This is a genomic window from Pseudacidovorax sp. DMC4 (assembly GCF_056314265.1).
The window spans coordinates 1-20,105 of sequence record NZ_JBQUYR010000009.1 but is presented as its reverse complement, the minus strand read 5'-3'; the positions used below and the strand labels follow the sequence as shown (position 1 = coordinate 20,105).

At 69.0% G+C, this 20,105-nt stretch carries 18 protein-coding genes; 9 read left to right on the top strand and 9 right to left on the bottom strand.

Going from position 1 to position 20,105, the window contains the following annotated elements; all coding sequences use genetic code 11:
* Positions 1-86: 86 nt before the first annotated feature.
* The 7 genes from ACT54X_RS17535 (at position 87) to ACT54X_RS17505 (ending at position 7,924) form a co-directional block, all read left to right on the top strand.
* On the top strand, positions 87-575 hold the full coding sequence (locus tag ACT54X_RS17535; RefSeq protein ID WP_354321821.1) for a tripartite tricarboxylate transporter TctB family protein: 489 nt from the start codon (positions 87-89) through the stop codon (positions 573-575).
* 13 nt (positions 576-588) lie between these two features.
* Entirely contained in the window at positions 589-2,100 is a 1,512-nt protein-coding gene (locus ACT54X_RS17530) for a tripartite tricarboxylate transporter permease (RefSeq protein ID WP_294378600.1), read from the top strand.
* Positions 2,101-2,324: 224 nt separating this feature from the next.
* On the top strand, positions 2,325-3,290 hold the full coding sequence (locus ACT54X_RS17525; protein WP_476347658.1) for a Bug family tripartite tricarboxylate transporter substrate binding protein: 966 nt from the start codon (positions 2,325-2,327) through the stop codon (positions 3,288-3,290).
* A gap of 44 nt (positions 3,291-3,334) precedes the next feature.
* Complete coding sequence (locus ACT54X_RS17520) at positions 3,335-4,951, top strand: gamma-glutamyltransferase family protein (RefSeq protein WP_476347657.1); 1,617 nt, start codon at positions 3,335-3,337, stop codon at positions 4,949-4,951.
* Between the two features lies 1 nt (position 4,952).
* Positions 4,953-5,876 (top strand): DMT family transporter, encoded by a 924-nt coding sequence (locus ACT54X_RS17515; protein ID WP_294378605.1) that lies wholly within the window; start codon positions 4,953-4,955, stop codon positions 5,874-5,876.
* A 169-nt stretch (positions 5,877-6,045) separates the two neighbouring features.
* Positions 6,046-6,843 carry an SDR family oxidoreductase gene (locus ACT54X_RS17510; protein WP_476347656.1) on the top strand — a complete coding sequence of 266 codons (798 nt, stop codon included), beginning with the start codon at positions 6,046-6,048 and terminating at the stop codon, positions 6,841-6,843.
* Between the two features lie 85 nt (positions 6,844-6,928).
* Entirely contained in the window at positions 6,929-7,924 is a 996-nt protein-coding gene (locus ACT54X_RS17505; protein ID WP_354321825.1) for a quinone oxidoreductase family protein, read from the top strand.
* Positions 7,925-7,954: 30 nt separating this feature from the next.
* Here ACT54X_RS17505 and ACT54X_RS17500 read toward each other — a convergent pair whose 3' ends face one another.
* Positions 7,955-8,872: a LysR family transcriptional regulator gene (locus tag ACT54X_RS17500; protein WP_476347655.1), complete on the bottom strand. Its 918-nt coding sequence runs from the start codon at positions 8,870-8,872 to the stop codon at positions 7,955-7,957.
* Positions 8,873-8,941: 69 nt separating this feature from the next.
* On the opposite strand from ACT54X_RS17500, the gene ACT54X_RS17495 reads away from it, so the two are divergent.
* Both ACT54X_RS17495 and ACT54X_RS17490 read left to right on the top strand, forming a co-directional pair.
* A complete protein-coding gene (locus tag ACT54X_RS17495; RefSeq protein WP_476347654.1) occupies positions 8,942-9,955 on the top strand; it encodes a bile acid:sodium symporter family protein in 1,014 nt (337 codons plus the stop codon).
* A gap of 127 nt (positions 9,956-10,082) precedes the next feature.
* Entirely contained in the window at positions 10,083-10,640 is a 558-nt protein-coding gene (locus ACT54X_RS17490) for a DUF924 family protein (RefSeq protein WP_294378614.1), read from the top strand.
* A 99-nt stretch (positions 10,641-10,739) separates the two neighbouring features.
* Here ACT54X_RS17490 and ACT54X_RS17485 read toward each other — a convergent pair whose 3' ends face one another.
* From ACT54X_RS17485 to ACT54X_RS17450, 8 genes are all read right to left on the bottom strand, one after another.
* The gene (locus tag ACT54X_RS17485) at positions 10,740-11,408 is read right to left on the bottom strand and encodes an NAD(P)H-dependent oxidoreductase (protein WP_354321828.1); all 669 of its coding nucleotides are present in this window, start codon (positions 11,406-11,408) and stop codon (positions 10,740-10,742) included.
* 886 nt (positions 11,409-12,294) lie between these two features.
* On the bottom strand, positions 12,295-13,962 hold the full coding sequence (locus ACT54X_RS17480; RefSeq protein ID WP_476347653.1) for a Na/Pi cotransporter family protein: 1,668 nt from the start codon (positions 13,960-13,962) through the stop codon (positions 12,295-12,297).
* Positions 13,963-14,134: 172 nt separating this feature from the next.
* Positions 14,135-14,965, bottom strand: coding sequence for a phosphodiesterase (locus ACT54X_RS17475; protein WP_354321830.1), 831 nt, complete (start codon positions 14,963-14,965; stop codon positions 14,135-14,137).
* On the bottom strand, positions 14,965-16,023 hold the full coding sequence (locus ACT54X_RS17470) for an ABC transporter ATP-binding protein (RefSeq protein WP_476347652.1): 1,059 nt from the start codon (positions 16,021-16,023) through the stop codon (positions 14,965-14,967). The genes ACT54X_RS17475 and ACT54X_RS17470 overlap by 1 nt, the downstream gene beginning before the upstream one ends.
* Entirely contained in the window at positions 16,013-16,735 is a 723-nt protein-coding gene (locus ACT54X_RS17465; protein WP_476347795.1) for an ABC transporter permease, read from the bottom strand. Before ACT54X_RS17465 ends, ACT54X_RS17470 begins: the two co-directional genes overlap by 11 nt.
* A gap of 80 nt (positions 16,736-16,815) precedes the next feature.
* Positions 16,816-17,619 (bottom strand): ABC transporter permease, encoded by an 804-nt coding sequence (locus tag ACT54X_RS17460; protein ID WP_354321833.1) that lies wholly within the window; start codon positions 17,617-17,619, stop codon positions 16,816-16,818.
* A 4-nt stretch (positions 17,620-17,623) separates the two neighbouring features.
* Positions 17,624-18,634 (bottom strand): ABC transporter substrate-binding protein, encoded by a 1,011-nt coding sequence (locus tag ACT54X_RS17455; protein ID WP_476347651.1) that lies wholly within the window; start codon positions 18,632-18,634, stop codon positions 17,624-17,626.
* A 47-nt stretch (positions 18,635-18,681) separates the two neighbouring features.
* Complete coding sequence (locus ACT54X_RS17450) at positions 18,682-19,740, bottom strand: LacI family DNA-binding transcriptional regulator (RefSeq protein WP_476347650.1); 1,059 nt, start codon at positions 19,738-19,740, stop codon at positions 18,682-18,684.
* Between the last annotated feature and the right edge of the window lie 365 nt (positions 19,741-20,105).

Here is a 20,105-nt window from a genome sequence, read left to right as displayed (position 1 = left end):
TGAACTCAGGTTAGGTGGAATCCACATCGAAGCTGACTTGTGGCTGACCAAAAATCCGCCCACTCTTTTTTGTGTGGAGACCGTTCGTGAAGATCAAAAGTCAGAAGGACTTTTTCGCGGGCCTCATGTTCACGCTGGTCGGGGCCGGGTTCGCCTGGGGCGCCACGACCTACACCGTGGGCAGCGGGGCGCGCATGGGTCCGGGGTATTTCCCCCTCATGCTGGGCATCGTGCTGGCCATCCTGGGCCTGGTGGTCATCTTCGGCTCGCTGACCGTGGAGACGGTGGACGGCGAGCCCATCGGCAAGATCGCCTGGAAGCCGCTGGTGTTCATCATCGCGGCCAACCTCGTGTTCGGCGTGCTGTTGGGCGGCCTGCCCAGCATCGGCCTGCCGGCCATGGGCCTGATCATCGGCATCTACGCGCTGGTGATCATTGCCGCCCTGGCTGGCGCCGAGTTCTCGCTCAAGCTGGCGCTGATCCTCGGCACCATCCTCGCGGTGGGCAGCTACCTCGCATTCATCGTCGGCCTGAAGCTGCAGTTCCAGGTCTGGCCCACGTTCATCACCGGCTGATCGGCGCAATCCCATGGATCTGATTACCAACCTTTCGATCGGCTTCGGCGCGGCCTTCACGCTGCAGAACCTGATCTATGCCTTCGTCGGCTGCCTGCTGGGCACGCTGATCGGCGTGCTGCCCGGCATCGGCCCGGTGGCCACCATCGCCATGCTGCTGCCGGCGACCTACGCACTGCCTCCGGTGGCCGCGCTGATCATGCTGGCCGGCATCTACTACGGCTCGCAGTACGGCGGGTCGACCACCGCCATCCTTGTGAACCTGCCTGGGGAATCGGCCTCGGTGGTGACCGTGATCGACGGGCATGCCATGGCCAAGGCGGGGCGCGGAGGGCCGGCGCTTGCGGCCGCCGGCCTGGGCTCCTTCTTCGCCGGCTGCGTGGGCACGCTGATCCTGGCGGCCTTTGCGCCGCCGCTGACCGAGCTGGCCTTCAAGTTCGGCCCGGCCGAGTACTTCAGCCTGATGATCCTGGGCCTGATCGGCGCGGTGGTTCTGGCCTCCGGTTCCCTGCTCAAGGCCATCTGCATGATCGTGCTCGGCCTGCTGCTGGGTCTGGTGGGCACGGACGTGAATTCGGGCGTGGCCCGCTACAGCTTCGACATTCCGGAGCTGACCGACGGCATCGGCTTCATCGCCATCGCCATGGGCGTGTTCGGCTATGGCGAGATCATCTCCAACCTGGCCAAGCCCGAGGAAGACCGCGAGATCTTCACCGCCAAGCTGCAGGGCCTGTGGCCCACCAAGGAAGACTTCAAGCGCATGACGCCCGCGGTGCTGCGCGGCACGGCGCTGGGCTCGGCCCTGGGCATCCTGCCCGGCGGCGGCGCGCTGCTGTCCTCCTTCGCGTCGTACACGCTGGAGAAGAAGCTCAAGCCGCGTCCGGGCGAAGTCCCGTTCGGCAAGGGCAACATCCGCGGCGTGGCGGGCCCCGAGTCGGCCAACAACGCCGGCGCGCAGACCTCCTTCATCCCGCTGCTGACGCTGGGCATTCCGCCCAACCCGGTGATGGCGCTGATGGTGGGCGCGATGACCATCCACAACATCCAGCCCGGCCCGCAGGTGATGACCAGCAACCCGGAACTGTTCTGGGGCCTGATCGCCTCGATGTGGATCGGCAACCTGATGCTGATCATCCTGAACCTGCCGCTGATCGGCATGTGGATCAAGCTGCTGTCGATTCCGTACAAGTGGCTGTTCCCGGCGATCGTGCTGTTCTGCGCCATCGGCGTGTACTCGACCAACAACAACACTTTCGACGTGTGGATGGTGGCCATCTTCGGCGTGGTGGGCTATGCCTTCATCAAGATGGGCTGCGAGCCGGCGCCGCTGCTGCTGGGCTTCATCCTGGGACCGATGATGGAGGAGAACCTGCGCCGTGCGCTGCTGCTGTCGCGCGGCGAATGGAGCGTGCTGGTCACGCGGCCGATCTCGGCCGGCCTGCTGCTGATGGCGGTGCTGCTCCTGGTGATCGTGCTGCTGCCTTCGGTCAAGTCCAAGCGCGAGGAAGCCTTCGTCGAAGAATGACGGGGGCGGCGGCGTGCGGCCAGCGGCACGCCCCTTGCACCAACGAACGGCACCTTCGGGTGCCGTTTTTCTTTGGGCGGGCGAGTGCAGTGCGATTCATAGATGGGCTGCATGAATTCATCAACCAAATCCATTTCCTCATCAGTCCCGAAAGCGTTCCAATCGGCGCCGCGCGGCCGCCGGGCCGACCGCCACCCACCATTCCCTCTTCTTCGCTCTTGACGATGCAACGCAGACATTTCCTGCAGGCCGCCTCGGCGTCCCTGCTTCCCGCCGGCGCCGCGCTGGCGCAGAGCTATCCGTCCAAGCCCATCCGGTTGATCGTGCCCTTTCCGGCCGGCGGCGCCACCGACCTGTTCGCCCGCACCCTGTCGCAGAAGATGGGCGAGAAGCTCGGCAACGCGCTGGTGGTGGACAACAAGCCCGGCGCCGGCGGTGCCATCGGCTCCGATCTGGCGGCCAAGGCGCCGGCCGACGGCTACACGCTGCTGCTGGCCACCACCAGCACGCATTCGGTGGGCCCGTCGATCAATCCCAGGCTGCCCTACGACACGGTGCGCGACTTCACGCCCATCGCCCACGTGGGCAACGCGCCCAGCATCATGCTGGTGCCCAACAGCTCGCCCGCACGCAGCGTCAAGGAATGGATCGAACTGGCCCGCAAGAACCCCGGCAAGTTCAACTACGCCTCCAGCGGCAACGGCACCGTGGTGCAGCTGACGACGGAACTGTTCAAGTCGATGGCCGGCGTGTTCGTCACGCACATCCCCTACAAGGGCACGGCCCTGGCCATGCCCGACCTGATGAGCGGCAAGGTGGACCTGCTGTTCGATTCGCTGCCCACGGGCCTGCCCTTCGTGCGTGACGGACGTCTGCGCGCGCTGGCCGTCACTTCGCTCAAGCGCAGCCCGCTGGTTCCCGATCTTCCGCCGGTGGCCGACACGCTGCCGGGCTTCGAATCGGTGACCTGGTTCGGCCTGTACGGCCCCAAGGGTCTGCCTGCCGACCTGGTGGCGCGCGTCAACACCGCAGCGGCGCAGGCCATCACCGATCCCGAGGTGCGCGAGAAGCTCGACAAGCTGGGCATCGAGCCCACCACCAGCACGCCGGCCCAGTTCGCGGCCATGGTGGCGCAGGACGCCGCCAAGTGGAAGAAGATCATCGTCGAGCGCAAGATCACCAACGACTGACCGCCCTCGACCCCCAGACACACAGGACCTTGCAGGAGAGACCCATGAAGCGCTTCGACTACGGCAACCCCTATCCCTCCACCCGCATCCCGGTCTTCGCCCGCAACGTGGTGTCGACCTCCCATCCGCTGGCCGCACAGGCCGGTCTGCGCATGCTGCACCAGGGCGGCAACGCGGTGGATGCCGCCATCGCCACCGCGGCCGTCATGACGCTGGTGGAGCCGGTGAGCAACGGCCTGGGCAGCGATGCCTTCTGCATCCTGTGGGACGGCCAGCAGTTGCATGGCCTGAACAGCTCCGGCTGCGCGCCCTCGGGCTGGACGCCCGAATATTTCCGCCGCAAGCACGGCGCCGATGGCACCACACCACCCATGCGCGGCATGGATTCGGTCACCGTGCCGGGCGCCGTCGGCGCCTGGGCCGCGCTGTCGGAGCGCTTCGGCAAGCTGCCCTTCGCCGACCTGATGGTGCCGGCCATCGAAGTGGCCGAACGCGGCTACCTGATCCCACCTGTGGTGCAGCAAAAGTGGGCCGCAGCCACGCCCATCCTGCACAACCAGCCGGGCTTCGCGCAGAACTTCATGCCCTGGGGCCGCGCGCCCGAGGTGGGCGAGTTGTTCCGCTTTCCGGCCGCGGCACGCGCGCTGCGCGCCATCGGCCAGACGCGCGGCGAGGCCTTCTACCGCGGCGGGATCGCCGAGGCGCTGGCCCGCTTCTCGGCGGCCAACGGCGGCAGCCTGACGACGGCCGATCTGGCCAACTGGAAGCCCGAGTGGGTCAAGCCGGTGAGCAAGGACTACCGCGGCTACACGCTGCACGAGATCCCGCCCAACGGCCAGGGCATCGCGGCGCTGATCGCGCTGGGCATCCTGTCGAACTTCGACATCGCCGACATGGCCATCGACTCGGCGCAGGCCCAGCACCTGCAGATCGAGGCCATGAAGCTGGCCTTCGCCGACGTCTACCGCTATGTGTCCGAGCCATCGTCGATGACGGTGACCCCCGAGCAAATGCTCGATGACGCCTATCTGGCGAGCCGTGCCAAACTGATCGACATGCATCGCGCACAGGACTTCCAGGCCGGCAATCCGGTCAAGGGCGGCACCATCTACCTCACGGCCGCGGACGAGAACGGCATGATGGTCAGCTTCATCCAGAGCAACTACATGGGCTTCGGCTCGGGCTGCGTGGAGCCGGAATTCGGCATCAGCCTGCAGAACCGCGGCCACGGCTTCAGCCTGAAGGACGGCAGCCCCAACCAGGTGGCCCCGGGCAAGCGGCCCTTCCACACCATCATCCCGGGCTTCCTCACGCAGGACGGCCAGCCGGTGATGAGCTTCGGCGTGATGGGCGGCAACATGCAGCCGCAGGGCCATATGCAGACGCTGGTGCGCATGATCGACCATCACCAGAATCCGCAGGCCGCCTGCGATGCGCCCCGCTGGCGCTTCAACGCCGGGCTGAACATCAATGTGGAGTCGGCCATGGCGCCCGGCGTGGTCGAGGGCCTGCGCGGCATGGGCCACGAGATCGATGTCATCAACGACTCGTACCAGGACTTCGGCGCCGGCCAGTTCATCTGGCGCATGGGCGATCCGAAGACCGAGGGCTATGTGATCGCCAGCGATCCGCGGCGCGACGGCCTCGCCGCCGGTTGGTGAGATGAGCAGCGGCGCGGCGTCTTCCTCCGTTTCCCCCAAGGCCCGCGCCGGCATGGGCACCGGCCTGCTGCTGGCGGTGTTCGGTGCCATCGCCTTCAGCGGCAAGGCCATCATCGTCAAGCTGGCCTATCGCCATGGCGTGGATGCCGTCACGCTCATCATGCTGCGAATGCTCTTCGCGCTGCCGCTATTCGCGGTGATGGCGTGGTGGGCAGGGCGGGGCAAGCCGCCGCTCACGCAGCGCGACTGGCTGGGCGTGTTCGGGCTGGGGCTCACGGGCTACTACCTGGCGAGCTTCCTGGACTTCGCCGGGCTGGCCTACATCTCGGCCAGCCTGGAGCGGCTGATCCTCTACCTTAACCCCACGCTGGTGATGCTGTTCGGCTGGGCGGTGTACCGCCGAAAGGTGCGCGGCAAACAGCTGTTGGGCGCGGCCATCAGCTATGCGGGCGTCATGCTGGTCTTCGGCCACGAGCTCGGCCTCGGGCAGGGCGGTGCGACGGCCTGGGGGGCCTTCCTGGTCTTCCTGAGTGCGATCAGCTATGCCATCTACCTCGTGTGGAGCGGCGAGTTCGTCAAACGACTGGGCTCGCTGCGACTGGTGGGTCTGGCCACGACGGTGGCCTGCCTGCTGTGCATCGGCCAGTACCTGGTGCTGCGGCCCGTTGGCACGGTGATGGATGTGGCGCCGCAGGTGGTCTGGCTGTCGGTGCTCAATGCCACGCTGTGCACCGCCGTGCCGGTGCTGGCCGTGATGATGGCCATCGAGCGCATTGGGCCCGCGGTTGCGGCGCAGACGGGCATGATCGGACCGATGTCCACGCTGCTGATGGGTGTGGTGCTGCTCGGCGAGCCCTTCACCGTGTGGATCGCCGCGGGGACGGCCTTGGTGCTGGCCGGCATCTACGTCTTCACCCGGCCCTGAGCGCACTCGTCATTGCGCGTGCGCGGCGGTCGCGCAGCGGTGGTTGCCGGTCCCGCAGGCTGTACAGGCACTCCCCTCGGCCGAGCACGGATCGCCCGGCTCCGCTACCCTTGCGCCCCATCGCCGCACGGCTGGCCCGGCGCGGCATTCATCTAGGAGTCTTCTACACATGGATCTGGGTATTGCAGGCAGAACGGCGCTGGTGTGCGGCGCCAGCAAGGGTTTGGGCTTTGGCTGCGCGCAGGCGCTGCGGCGCGAGGGCGTTAATGTTGTGATCGTGGCGCGCGGCGCCGAGGCGCTGCAGGCCGCCGCCGCCAGGCTGGAGGCCGAGCGCCCGGCCAGTGGCGATGCGCCATTCGTCAAATGGGTGGCGGCCGACATCACCACCGCCGAGGGCCGTGCCCAGGCCTTCGCCTCCCACGCCGACTACGACATCGTGGTCACCAACGCCGGCGGCCCGCCGCCCGGCGACTTCCGCGATTGGGACCGCGAAGCGTGGATCAAGGCGGTGGACGCCAACATGCTCACCCCAATCGAGCTGATCAAGGCGACCGTGGACGGCATGGCGGCCCGGGGCTTCGGCCGCATCGTCAACATCACCTCCAGCTCAGTGAAGGCACCCATCGACATCCTGGGCCTGTCGAACGGCGCGCGCAGCGGCCTCACGGGCTTCGTGGCCGGCGTGGCGCGCACCGGTCTCGCGGCCAAGGGCGTGACGATCAACAACCTGCTGCCCGGCAGCTTCGACACCGATCGGCTGCAGGGCACCGCCGCCGCCGCGGCCAAGAAGACCGGCCAGAGCGTGGACGCCATTCACGAGGCACGCAAGAAGACCATTCCCGCGCGCCGCTTCGGCACGCCCGAGGAATTCGGCGCCATCTGTGCCTTCCTGTGCAGCATGCATGCGGCCTATGTCACCGGCCAGAACTGGCTGGCGGACGGCGGCGCGTACCCGGGCACCTACTGACCCGCAGCGACCGGCGCCTTGCAAGGGCGCCCGGTCCCGCCCCGCATCGGCTGCGATCCCGCACGACAACCCAGGAGATGAACCCATGAGCCAGAAGAGCAAAGCCATCCGCATCGACCGCCAGGGCGGTCCCGAGGAACTGAAGCTGGTGGAGGTGGAGGTCGGTGAACCCGGCGCCGGCGAGATCCGTGTGCGTCACCATGCGGTCGGCCTGAACTTCATCGACGTGTACCAGCGCAATGGCCTCTATCCCTTTCCCATGCCGCTGCAACTGGGCATGGAGGCGGCCGGTGTGGTCGAGGCGGTGGGCGAGGGCGTGACGCATCTTGCCGTGGGCGACCGCGTGGCCTACGCCAGCCAGCCGCCCGGCGCCTACTGTGAGCGCCGCGTGATGCCGGCGCGCTGCGTGTGCCGGCTGCCCGACGCGATCTCCTTCGAGACCGGCGCGGCCATGATGCTCAAGGGCCTGACGGCGCAGTACCTGCTCAAGAAGACGCTGCCCGCCGAAGGCCTGCAGCCGGGCGACTTCGTGCTCTTCCACGCGGCGGCCGGCGGGGTCGGCCTGATCGCCTGCCAGTGGGCCAAGGCGCTGGGCCTGCAACTGATCGGCACCGCCGGCAGTGACGCCAAGTGCGAGCTGGCGCTGGCCCACGGCGCCGCGCATTGCATCAACTACAGCCGCGAGGACTTCGCCGAGCGGGTCAGGCAGATCACCGGCGGCAAGGGCGTGAAGGTGGTCTACGACTCGGTGGGCAAGGACACCTTCGAGGGTTCGTTGAACAGCCTGCGGCCCTTCGGCCTGCTGGCCAGCTTCGGCAACGGCTCGGGACCGGTGCCTCCGGTCAACATCGGCCAGCTGGGCGCCAAGGGCTCGCTCTACATCACGCGGCCGACGCTGTTCACCCACATCGCCACGCGCGAAAGCACCCAGGCCATGGCCGACGACCTGTTCGCCGTGGTGCAGAGCGGCGCGGTCAAGATCCCGGTGGAGCAGCGCTACCGCCTGGAGGACGTGCAGCAGGCGCACCGCGACCTGGAAGCCCGCAAGACCACCGGCTGCACCGTGCTCACGCTGGACTGACCGCCGCGGCCTCGTCTTGCGCGGGGCACTTCAGGCGGAGGGAACGGCGCCCTGCGCTTCGCGCTCGCGCGCGGTGGCGCGCACCAGTTCCCACACGCGCAACGCCAGCGGCGAAGGCTGGCGGTTGCGCCGGTGCACCAGCACGATGGCCCGTTCCACCTTGGGCGTCAGCGGCCGCACCTGCAGGCCGTTCAAGCCGCCCGGCGGCAGGCCCAGGGCCGGCATCACGCTGATGCCCAGGCCGGCCACCACCATCTGGAAGACCGTGGTCGGATGGCCCAGCTCCTGCGACACCGGACATTGCGCGCCGTGCCGCGCCAGCGCCTCGTCGATCAACCGTCGGCTTCCCGAGGCATGGTCCAGCAGCACCAGCGGCTCGCCGTCCAGCGCGGACCAGGGCACCGCCGGCTTGCGCGCCAGGCGGTGCCCCTGCGGCAGGACCAGCACGAAGGGGTCGCGCATGATGGCCTCGGAATGCAGGTCCTCGTCGGCGGAGGGCTCGATCACCACGCCGAAGTCCACCTCGCCGGCCCGCACGCTGGTCAGCACGTCCTGCTGGATGCGGTCGAGCAGCAGCAGTTGGATGTCGGGCTCCTCGCGCACGCAGGCCGCGATGCAGGCCGGCATCAGGTAGGCCGAGAGCGTCGGGCTGCTGGCCACCCGCACCTTGCCGCGGCGCAGGCGGCCCAGGTCGCGCACTTCGGCGAGGGACTGGTCCAGCTCGTCCAGCACGCGTGCCAGCTTGAGCGCGAGGGCCCGGCCCGCTTCGGTCAGGGCGACCTCGCGCGTGGTTCGGTCCAGCAGCTTCAGGCCCAGCTGCGACTCCAGCTCGTGGATGGCGCGGCTGACGGCCGGCTGGGTCAGCCCCACCTCCTGCCCGGCGCGGCTGAAGTTGCGCAGCTGTGCGACGGCAAGGAAGACGCGGAGCTGGCGCAGGGACACATTCATGCGGCGGGATCATAAAACCATCAGATAAATCCATTTCCCTTTGCTGAAGCCAAAGCGTCCAATCGCGGCATGAAATCGCTCGCTCGCTTCCTGCCCGACCGCTTCACGCTGATGCTGATCGGCACCGTGACCCTGGCCAGCCTGCTGCCCGCGCAGGGGCGCGTGGCGGTCGGCATGGAAACCCTCACCACGATCGCCATCGCGGCGCTGTTCTTCCTGCACGGCGCCCGGCTGTCGCGCGAGGCCGTGCTGGCCGGCGCGGGCCACTGGCGCCTGCACCTGCTGGTGCTGGCCAGCACCTTCGTGCTGTTCCCGCTGCTGGGGCTCGCGCTCAAGCCGCTGCTGCAGCCGCTGGTCACGCCAACGCTCTACACCGGCGTGTTGTACCTGTGCGTGCTGCCTTCGACGGTGCAGTCGTCCATCGCGCTCACGGCCATGGCCCGCGGCAATGTGCCGGCGGCCGTGTGCAGCGCCTCGGCCTCTACCCTGCTGGGCGTGTTGCTGACGCCGGTGCTGGTCAACTTGCTGGTGGTGCCCGGCCACCATGCCGATGCCTCGCTGGACGCCATCGGCCGCATCCTGCTGCAGCTGATGGTGCCTTTCGTGGCCGGTCACCTGCTGCGTCCCTGGGTCGGTGGCTTCGTGCAGCGCAATGCCAAGATGCTGAAGTGGGTGGACCAGGGCTCGATCCTGCTGGTGGTCTACACGGCCTTCAGCGCCGCGGTGGTGAAGGGCCTGTGGCACCAGTTGCCGCTGTCGGCCTTGATCGCCGTGGCGGTGGTGAGTGCGCTGCTGCTGGCCCTGGCGCTGGGCGTGACCAACACCATCGCCAAGCGCCTGGGTTTCTCCATCGAGGACCGCATCGCCATCGTGTTCTGCGGCTCCAAGAAGAGCGTGGCCAGCGGCGTGCCCATGGCCAATGTGCTGTTCCCGGCGTCCATCGTGGGCCCGATCGTGCTGCCGGTGATGCTGTACCACCAGATCCAGCTGATGGTGTGCGCGGTGCTGGCGCAGCGCTATGCGCGGCGGGCCGGGCCGGCGCTGGCCGATGGCGCGGCGGCCGCGGCGCCGCGGACGGCCTGAGCGGTCGTTTCCTCCAGAGCCGCTGCCGCGAGCCGGGTCCATTCGAAGGCTCGACGGCCCCGGTGGACCATGGCTGGCATCATGCCGGCCCCCTTTCCTGTCGCAGCCTGCGCGGCCGCCCCTGCCCATGACGTCGCCTTCCGCCTCCATTCCGCCCGAAGCCGCTGCTCTCGTGGATTTCTGGCGTGCCTCGCAGCCGAACTGGTTCCGCAAGAGCGATGCCTTCGATGCGGCGCTGTTCGACCGCTACCTTCAGCCCCACTTGGCGGCGGCGCGCGGTGAACGGGATGACTGGGCTGCAACGCCGACGGGCGCCCTGGCGCTGCTGATCCTGCTGGACCAGTTCCCGCGCAATGCCTTCCGTGGCACGGCCCACATGTATGCGACCGATCCGCGCGCGCGGGCCGTTGCCAGCCGGGCACTGGATCAAGGGCACGAGATGGGGGTGGAGCCGCCGTTGCGGCTCTTCTTCTGCCTGCCCTTCGCGCATTCGGAAGAGCTGGCCGACCAGCAGCGCTCGGTCGCGCTCTACCGCCGCCTCGCGCCCGAGGCCCTGCGCCATGGCGAGGAGCACCGGGACATCGTCGAGCGCTTCGGGCGCTTCCCGCACCGCAACGCGATCCTTCTGCGGCAGAGCACGCCGGAGGAGGAGGCCTTCCTGGCCGAGGGCGGCTTCGCGGGTTGAGCCGACGTCGTCGATCATCGGCGTTGAACCGGCGCAAAGCCTGAACACAGACAGGCCCCGCAGCGCAGCGCCGAAGCGCGCCACGGGGGGTGTGCGCGATCAGCGCACTTCGGTGATGAACTGCTCGCGCGGGCGGCGCACCTTCTTCAGGTTCACCAGCCAGTCGCCGTCGGCCTGGCGGTAGCCCAGCGGCAGGATCGCGACGCTGCGCAGACCGCGCGCGCGCAGTTGCAGGATCTCGTCGAGCGCGGCGGGGTCGAAGCCTTCCATGGGCGTGCTGTCGACCTGCTCGAAGGCGGCGGCGATGACGGCCGCGCCCAGACCGATGTAGGCCTGGCGGGCGGCATGCTCGAAGTTCTGCTCGGCGGGCCGGCCCGGGTAGGCGGCCAGCAGCTTCTGGCGGTAGGCCTCCCAGCCTTCGTTGCGGAAGCCGCGCTCCTCGTTCACCAGGTCGAACATGTGGTTGATGCGCTCGGCCGTGTAGTGGTCCCAGGCGGCAAAGACCAGCAGGTGGGAGCCTTCGGTGACCTGGGCCTGGTTCCAGGCGATGGCCTGGATGCGCTGGCGCACTTCGGGGTTGGTGACGACGATCACTTCGAAGGGCTGCAGGCCGCTGGAGGTGGGCGCGAGGCGGATCGCTTCCAGGATGCGCTCGACCTTGTCGGCCGGCACGGCCTTGGCGGGATCCATCTTCTTGGTGGCGTAGCGCCACTGCAGCGTGTCCAGCAGTCCGGTGGCGTCTTGGTGGTGCTTCGTCAGGTCGTTCATCGGGCCTTCTCCCAGGCGTGGTTTCAGAGGGCGCTGATCATCGTGCGGGTGCGTGGATGTCAGCCTTGGGTCAGCTCAATATCCCGAGCGCGGCCGGTGGTCTGCGTGACGGCGAGCAACGGTGCGGCGAATGGTGTAAGTGCGGTGGGGCTCGGCGGATCAGGCCTGTGGTGGCCGCGGACTTGGCGTGCTTGGGCCGGTTGGCTGAGGCGCTGCTGGGTGGGGTGTGGATGGACCGTTTGAGTTGGGCGGATTTGGTGGGACGCTTGGGGAGCCAGCCTGGTTGAGGGCAGGGCGGGCGCGCGAGGAACGGCCCGGCGTGGGCTCATGGCAAGGCGGTCGGCACTGCGTGCCGACTCCGCTGCGATGCTCGCGAACCCGGCCCGCGGCAGAACTCGCTGCGCGCTTCGCGCTGCGCTCAAACAACCGCCGCGAGTCAGATCACGAAGCGGGCCTGTCCTTCGGCAGGCCCGCGGCCGGGTCCGCTGCGCTTCTCGCCGCCTCGCAAATCGCCCGCGCCGGGCCATTCCTCGCGCGCGGACACCGGGTGCTCGATCGGCCGGTACGAAGGCTGTGGGCTCTCGGCGGCGCTTCGAGGTCATTGCCGGCGTCATGCCGTGCAGCAACGATGCTCAAGGCGTGCCTTGCCTTTTCAGGGCTGCGCAGGGCTTCGACGAGCTCAGCCCGAACTGTTGGGGGCGGTGATACGGACGGATTCTTCGCCTCTTCACGTCCTCGCGTCCTCGCGTCGCTGCGGGCTTGCGGGCTTGCAGCACCGGCGGTCAGTTCCGGTCCGGGCGGTGGCCCGCCCCCGTCCGGACCGGCGCACCCGCCCTGACCGACACCTGTATCGCGCGGCAGCCAGCAACGGGCCGTGTCAAAGCCCTCAGTGCGGGTCGTCCGCCCCGACCAGTGACGACCGCAACCGGCTGGGCGCCAGCGCCCCCGCCGAGTCCAGGATCGGGTACGCGATGGAGCAGATGTGCGAGTTGATGCGCTTCAGGTCGCTGATCAGGTCGATGTGCAGCGAACTCGTCTCCATGCTCGGCGCCGTGCGGTCCATCAGCCGCGTGAGGTGGGTGTTGGCATAGGCCCGCTCCAGATCGCGGAAGCGCACCTTCTCCTCCAGCAGCTTCTGCGCGTCGCGCACATTGCCGTTGAGGAACACGCTCATGCCCAGCCGCAGGTTGGCCACCAGCCGCTCGTGCATCTCCACGATCTCTGCCATGCCCGCCTCGGAGAAGTTGCGGTGCGGCCGGATCTTCTTGTCCTCGATGTCGGAGATCACCCGCTCGATGATGTCGCCGATCTGCTCCATGTTGATGGTGAAGCTGATGATGTCCGTCCAGCGCCGGCTCTCCTCCTCGCCCAGCGCCTCGCGCGAGATCTTGGTGAGGTAGTACTTGATGTCCGAGTAGAGCCGGTCGACCTGGTCGTCCATCTTGCGCAGCTCCTCGGCCAGCCGCAGGTCGTTGCTGCGGATGACCGTGAGCACGCCGATCAGCATGCTCTCCACCACGTCGGCCTGGTGCAGCGCCTCGCGTGCGGCGTTGGAGATGGCCAGGGTGGGCGTGGAGAGTGCAGAAGGGTCGAGGTGCCGCGGCCGCGAGCCGGTGGCCGGCGTGCGGGGCACCGGCACCAGCTTCATCGACAGCTTGGCCACGGCCGTCGTCAGACCGATGAAGGCCACGCTCGCGATCACGTTGAAGGCCAGGTGGAACATCACGACCAGCTGCGCCGGCGAATCCACGAGCGAGGTCGGCGCGTGACGCAGCACCAGCCCCACAAAGGGCGCCGCGATCACCACGCCCAGCAGCTTGAACAGGAAGTTGCCCACGGTCACCTGCCGCACTGCGGGCGGCGACTTGGCCGTCGTCAGCACGGCCAGCAGCCCGCTGCCGAGGTTGGCACCGAGCACCAGGCCCAGCGCCACGTCCAACGGCACCACCGCGCCCGTGGCCATCGCCGCCACCAGCAGCACCACGGCCAGGCTGGAGTAAGCGACCACGGCCAGCGCAGCGCCCACCGTGATCTCCAGCATCAGGTCGCTGGTGATCGAGGCGATCACGGCGCGCATGGCCTCGCTCTCGAACAGCGGGCCGGTGGCCTGCACCACGAGTTGCAATGCCAGCAGCATCAGCCCCAGGCCAATCAGGATGCGGCCGAAGCGACCCGCCGGGCTGGCCGGGCGCGTGATCGACAGCACCACGCCCGTGAAGATGAAGAGCGGCGACAGCCAGGAAAGATCGGTGGAGAACAGTACCGACATCAGCGCCGTGCCGATGTCCGCCCCGCGCATCACCGCCAGGGCCGATGGCAGCGTGATCAGGCCCTGCCCCACGAAGGACGAGGTCATCAGCGAGGTCGCCGTGCTCGACTGCACCAGCGCCGTCACGCCGATGCCCGCCAGCGCCGCGGAGAAGCGGTTGCCCAGGCTGCGCTGCAGGAACCTGCGCAGGTCGCCCCCGAACACGCGCAGCACCCCCGTGCGCACGAGATGGGTGCCCCACACGAGCAGGGCGACGGCGGCGAGCAGGTTCAGCAGGTGCTTCATGGACGGGGTGCGTCTCCTTCGTGAAGAGGGGCAGTGGAAAACGGGGCAACCATTCTGCACGCCTCGTGCCAGCCTGGCCGTAGGCTGAGGACCAGTTCTCTGCGGCCGCTGCATGCGGGTGCGCAGCGCCAGCAGAGCGCAGGCCTTGGCTGGTCCGTCATGGATGTGGCGTTCAGTCGATCAACGCGCCGTTGTCATGAAAGGGATACGGCCCTTCGAAGACGCCGCTCGCGGCCAGGTGCGTCACCAGCCGCTGGCCGTCCCACGCATGCACGCGAAAGCCGGGCGGCTCCAGCGTCCAGGCCGAGGGCGCATCGGGCGCCAGGTCCAGGCAGACCTGATGCGCGGGGGCCGGCGCGGTGCTGGCCACGGTGCCGCCGAAGCGCACGTCGATGGCGCGGTGCAGGTGGCCGCAGATGATGCGCTCCACGTTGGGATGCTGCCGCACCAGCGCTTCCAGCTCGGCCGCGCCTTCGAGCAGGCCGATGTCGTCCATGTGGCCGATCAGCGTGCGGAAGGGCGGATGGTGCATGGCGATCACCACCGGCTGCCCGCGGCTGGCCTCCAACTCGCGCGCCAGCCAGTCGAGCCGGCGGCTGCACAGCGAGCCATGCGAGGCGCCGGGCGTCACCGTGTCGAGCGCGATCAGCCGCAGCGGCCCGACCGCCACGTTGAACTGCACGAACTCGCCGTCGCCCAGGTAGCCGTGCGTGGGAAAGCTGCGGCGCAGCTGCACCCGCTCGTCATGGTTGCCCGGCAGCAGGTAGACGGGCGTGGCGCCCAGGGGCGCCAGCAGCTCGGCCAGGTGCGCGTATTCCGCCTCGCGCCCGAAGTCGCTCAGGTCGCCGGTGATGACGATGGCGTCGGGCGCCTGCCGCAGCCGCCGCACGCTGGCCACCGCCTCACGCAGGTAGGGCGCGGTGTCGATACGTCCATAGGCCAGGCGGCCGGGTTCGCGGATGTGCAGGTCGGTGAGCTGCACGAGGAAGGTGGGTCGGGTCATCAGGCAATCTCCGTGGCGGGCATCAGGCGGTCGGCGGTGGTGCGGATGCCCACCTGCTGGTCCTGCTGCCAAGGGCAGTCGCGGCCAGCCTCGGCCAGCAGCGGCGGCTGGTCGCCGGTGTCCAGCCGCAACTGCACGCGCTCGCCCAGGAAGGTCCGTTGCACGACCCGGGCCTGGCCCCAGCCGGTCTGCGGCGGGCCGAGTTCGATGTCCTCAGGCCGCACCAGCAGTGCCGGTTGCGCGGCCATGCCTTCGGGGCAGGGCAGCGCCAGGCCGCCCAGCATGACCACGCCCTGCTGGCGCGCGGCGTCGTTGCGGTCTAGGCGGTTCACCCGGCCCAGGAACTCGGCCACGAAGGGATGGGCCGGCGTGCGGTACAGGTCCTCGCCGCGGCCCACCTGCACGATGCGGCCGCCGCGCATCACCGCCAAGCGGTCGGCGATGGCCAGGGCCTCCTGCTGGTCGTGCGTGACGTGCACGGCCGTGATGTGCAGCCGGCGCAGCAACTCGGCCAGCTCGTCGCGCAGCGACTCCTTGAGCTTGGCGTCCAGCGCGGCCAGCGGCTCGTCGAGCAGCAGCACGCGCGGGCGCACTGCCACCGCGCGGGCCAGGGCCACGCGCTGGCGCTGGCCGCCGGAGAGCTCGGACGGGCGCTTGTGTTCGAGGCCGGTCAGGCGCGTCAGCTCCACCAGCTCGCCCACCGTGCGTTCGACCTCGGCCGCCGGCGTGCCGCGGATGCGCAAACCGTAGCCGATGTTGGCGGCCACGCTCATCTGCGGAAAGAGGGCATAGCTCTGGAACACCATGCCCACGTTGCGCCGCTCCACCGGACGGTCGCTCACGTCCTGGCCGCCGAAGAGGATGCGTCCGCCCGCGTCCATGCCCTCCAGGCCGGCAATCAGGCGCAGCAGCGTGGTCTTGCCGCAGCCCGAGGGGCCGAGCAGGGCCAGCACCTCGCCAGGTTCCACATGCAGGTCGGTGGGCTGCAGGCCGCGCGTGCCGTCGGCATAGGTCTTGGCGCAGCGTTCGATGTCGATGGCCGTTCGTTCAAGTTCCATGGTGTTTGCGAATGAAGTCCGCGGCGGCCTGCAGGCCCCAGAGCACGGGCAGGATGACGAGGAAGAAGACGAGGGTGTAGGCCGAACCGATCTCGATGCGGGCCGAGGCATAGCTGTCGGCCAGGCCCACGGGCAGCGTGCGGGTCATGGGCGTGTGCAGCATCCAGGTGAGGTTGAACTCGCCCACCGACAGCGTGAACACCATCAGGCAGCCCGCCACGATGGCCGGGAACACGGCCGGCACCAGCACGCCCAGGAAACGCTGCATGAAGCTCGCGCCCAGCGTGCGCGCGGCCTCGTCCAGCGCCACCAGCTCGCGCCGCTGGAAGGCCGAGGCCACGGTGCGCACCATGAAGGGCAGGGTGAAGACGACATGGCCCACCAGGATGAAGGCATAGCTCTGGCGAAAGCCCTGCACCTGGCCGTAGGCGAGGATCAGCGCCAGGGCCGTGGCCAGGCCCGGCACGGCCACGGGCAGCGTCAGCAGCTCCTCGAACAGGCGGGCCGCGCGCGTGCGGCTGCGTGCCAGGGCCCAGGCGCAGGGCACGCCCAGCAGCACGGTGCACAGCACACAGGTCGCGGCCAGCAGCAGCGAGCCGGTGACGGTGCTCCCGTAGCTGTCCCATACCTCCACCAGCCAGCGCAGCGTGAAGCCGCTGCGCCAGCCGCGGCCGTAGTTGGTCACCAGGCCTGCCAGCACCGACAGCAGCATGGGCGCCAGCGTGAAGAAGGCCACCAGGCCGGTGAGCGTCGCCAGCACGGGCGAGCGCGATGTACCGCTGCGGGCCGTGGTCATGCGCCGGCCTCCCCACTGAATCGCCGCGCAATGAAGAGCACGGCCCAGGTCACCAGCCCCAGCGCGATCGACAGCGAGGCCGCGAGCGCGAAGTTGGCGTAGTTGGTGAACTCGTCGTAGATGGTGATGGGGATCACCTCGAACTTGCTCGCCAGCGTGAAGGCCGTGCCGAAGGCGCCCATGGCGGTGGCGAAGACGATGGCGCCACAGGCCAGCGTGGTGGGCGCCAGCTCGGGCACCCACACGTCGCGCGCAATGGCGATGCGCGAGGCGCCGAGCGAGCGCGCGGCCTCTTCCAATGCCGGGTCCATGGCCTCGGCCGCCGCCGTGTAGGCCGCGATGGCCCGGGGCAGCGAGAAGTACAGGTAGGCCAGGAACAGCCCCAGCAGCCCGTAGGCGAAGGTCAGTCGTTCGCCGCCCAGGCTGGACGAGATGTCGGCCACCAGCCCTTGCCGGCCGCCGAGCAGGATCACGAAGAAGCCCACGATCACGCCCGGAAAGGACAGCGGCAGCGTCAGCACCGCCAGCAGCAGCCGGCGGCCCGCGAAGCGCTGGCGCGCCAGGTACAGGCCGACGGCCGCGCCCAGCAGCAGGGTGGCGAGCGTGACCACCACCGACAGCGCCAGCGTCTGCAGCATGCTCGTGAGGTAGCGCGGCTGCGTCAGCACCGCGAAGTAGGCCGAAGCCCCTTCGCGCGCCGGCAGGGCCAGTAGCTGCAGCGCGGGCAGCAGCCAGAAGGCCAGGAAGAAGATGCCGGCCGGCAGGGCGCAGGCCAGCAGGATCAGCTGCGGTCGCTGCATCGCCTCAGCGCGCTTCCTTCAGGTAGCGCTCGGAAAACGCCTTCTGCACGGCGGCCATCTTGGCGTAGTCGACCGGCTTGGCGCGGGCGTATTCGCTGGCGGGCAGGAACTGCGCTTCCACGTCCTTCGGCATGGCGCTGGCGCGCACCGGCCGCAGGTAGGCCTTGGCCCACACGGCCTGGCCTTCGTCGGAGAGCACGAAGTCCAGCGCCTTCTTGGCGTCGGCCGCATGCGGCGCCTTGGCCACCAGGCTCATCACGTAGGGCACCACCACCGTACCTTCGCTCGGGATCACGAAGGCCACGTTGGCGCCGTCCTTGTACTTGGCGCGGTAGGCGTTGAAGTCGTAGTCCAGCAGGATGCCGATCTCGCCCGAGAGCACGCGGGCATAGGCGGTCTGCTTGGGCACGATGGGCTCGTTCTTCTGCAGGGCCTTGAAGTAGTCGATGGCCGGCTTGAAGTCGTCCATGCTGCCGCCGCGCGCCTGGTTCACCGCCACCGCGCCCACGTAGCCGACGAAGGCCGAGGCCGGGTCCAGGTAGCCCACCAGGCCCTTGTACTCGGGCTTGAGCAGGTCGGCCCACGACTTCGGGATCGGCTTGCCCTTGAGCGCATCCACGTTGACCATGAAGCCGAGGGTGCCCGAATGGATGGTGAACCAGTTGCCCTGCGGGTCCTTCAGGCCGTCGGGGATGTCCTTCCAGTTGGCGGGCTGGTAGGGCTGCACCACGCCGTCCTTCTGGGCCTGGATGGCGAAGGTCACGCCCAGGTAGGTCATGTCGGCCACGGGGCTACCCTTCTCGGCGACGAGCTGCGCGAGGGCCTGGCCGGAGTTCTTGTTGTCCGGCGGGACGGTGACGCCGGTCCTGGCCTTGATGGCCTTGATCTGGCTGCCCCAGTCGGCCCATTCGGGCGGGCAGTTGTAGCAGATGGCCGTCTGCGCGAAGGCGGCCGTGGCGGCGAAGCCGGCGGCGGCGACCGCGAGGCGGGTGGCGGCGAGGAGCTTGGAGGTCATGGAAGCGTTCCTTTGGATGGGAGAGGGACGGACAGAGGCAGGCCGGTTCAGCGCGCGGGGCGGCATCGGCTCTTGGGGGTTGTGGGGGAGGCGGGCTCGTCGGCCGCCGTGACTGGCGGCGGCGCACACGATTCGCCGGTGCGCAGGCGGTGCGGCAGCAGCAGGCTGTCCGCGGGCACCGGCGTGCGTTGCTCATCCAGCGCCGCCATCAGCAGCTGCGCGGCCCGGCGGCCGATGTCGGCGGCGGGCTGCTCGATGGTGCCCAGACGGGGTGTGAGTTCGTCTCCCAGCGCGATGCCGTCGAAGCCCATCACCGACAGGTCCTGCGGCACGCGCAGGCCGGCCAGGCGCGCGGCGCGCACGGCGCGGATGGCAAGCAGGTCGTTGGAGCAGAACAGGGCAGTGGGCCGGTCGCTGGCTGAGAGCCGTTCGCGCAGCGCGTCGACCGCCGCTTCGACGAAGGGCACCTCGATCAGCGGCGGCGCCTCGAGCCCGGCGGCGGCCATGCCGGCCAGAAAGCCGCGGTGCCGCTGCTGCGAGCGGTCGGACTGGGCAAGCGTGCCGCTGACCATGGCAATGCGCCGGTGCCCCAGCGCGGCCAGATGCGCCACGGCCTCGGCCGAGGCGGCCTCGTTGTTCACCGCCACACAGCAATGCGCCGGATGCCGGTTGTAGGCCAGCACATAGGGCCGCTGGCGCGCCTGCAGCCGGGCGAGCGCGGCGGAGGTCTGCGGGTTGGAGATGACCAGCACCATGCCTTCGACCTCGCGGGCGAGCAACTGGTCGACCGCGCGCTGCTCGGCGTCCAGGTCGTAGCCGGTGGTCAGCGGCACGATGGCATGGCCGGCCTCGGCCGCGGCCTGGGCCAGGCCCTGCAGGCATTCGGCGAAGGTGGGGTTCAGCAGCGTGGGCAGCACGACGCCCAGCACCCGGCTGCGCTGGGTTCGCAGGGTGCGCGCGCTGGCGCTGGGCAGGTAGCCCAGCTCGCGCGCGACCGACTCCACCAGCGCGCGCGTGGCGGGCAGCACCTTGTCGGGCGCGTTGAACACGCGTGAGACGGTGGCGATGGAGACGCCGGCCTTGTCGGCGACGGCCTGGATGCTCATGCGGAGAAACCTTCGATGGAAAACATCATGTAAACGTTTTCATTTGAAGGTGCGCATGTGACACCGTCATGACGCATTCGGGAACCGGGATTACCCGCGGCTGATGGTCACCAGGGCTTCAGCGGAAGGCACGGCGCTGTACGCGAAGTGCGCGGCGTGCGCGCAGGTGCGGGACGGTGCTGCCGTTGCTGGACCGAACCTCGCTCTTGGCTCCGCTCGGGCCGAGCTTGTCGCAGCCTGCTGCCACAAGGGCGGGCCTTCGACAGGCTTGTATGGTTTGGTTTCCATCAACCAAACCGTAAGAAAGGGCGAGGAGCCGGGATGTAGGGACATCGACAGGCATCGGCGGTAGCTTCAGACCCTAC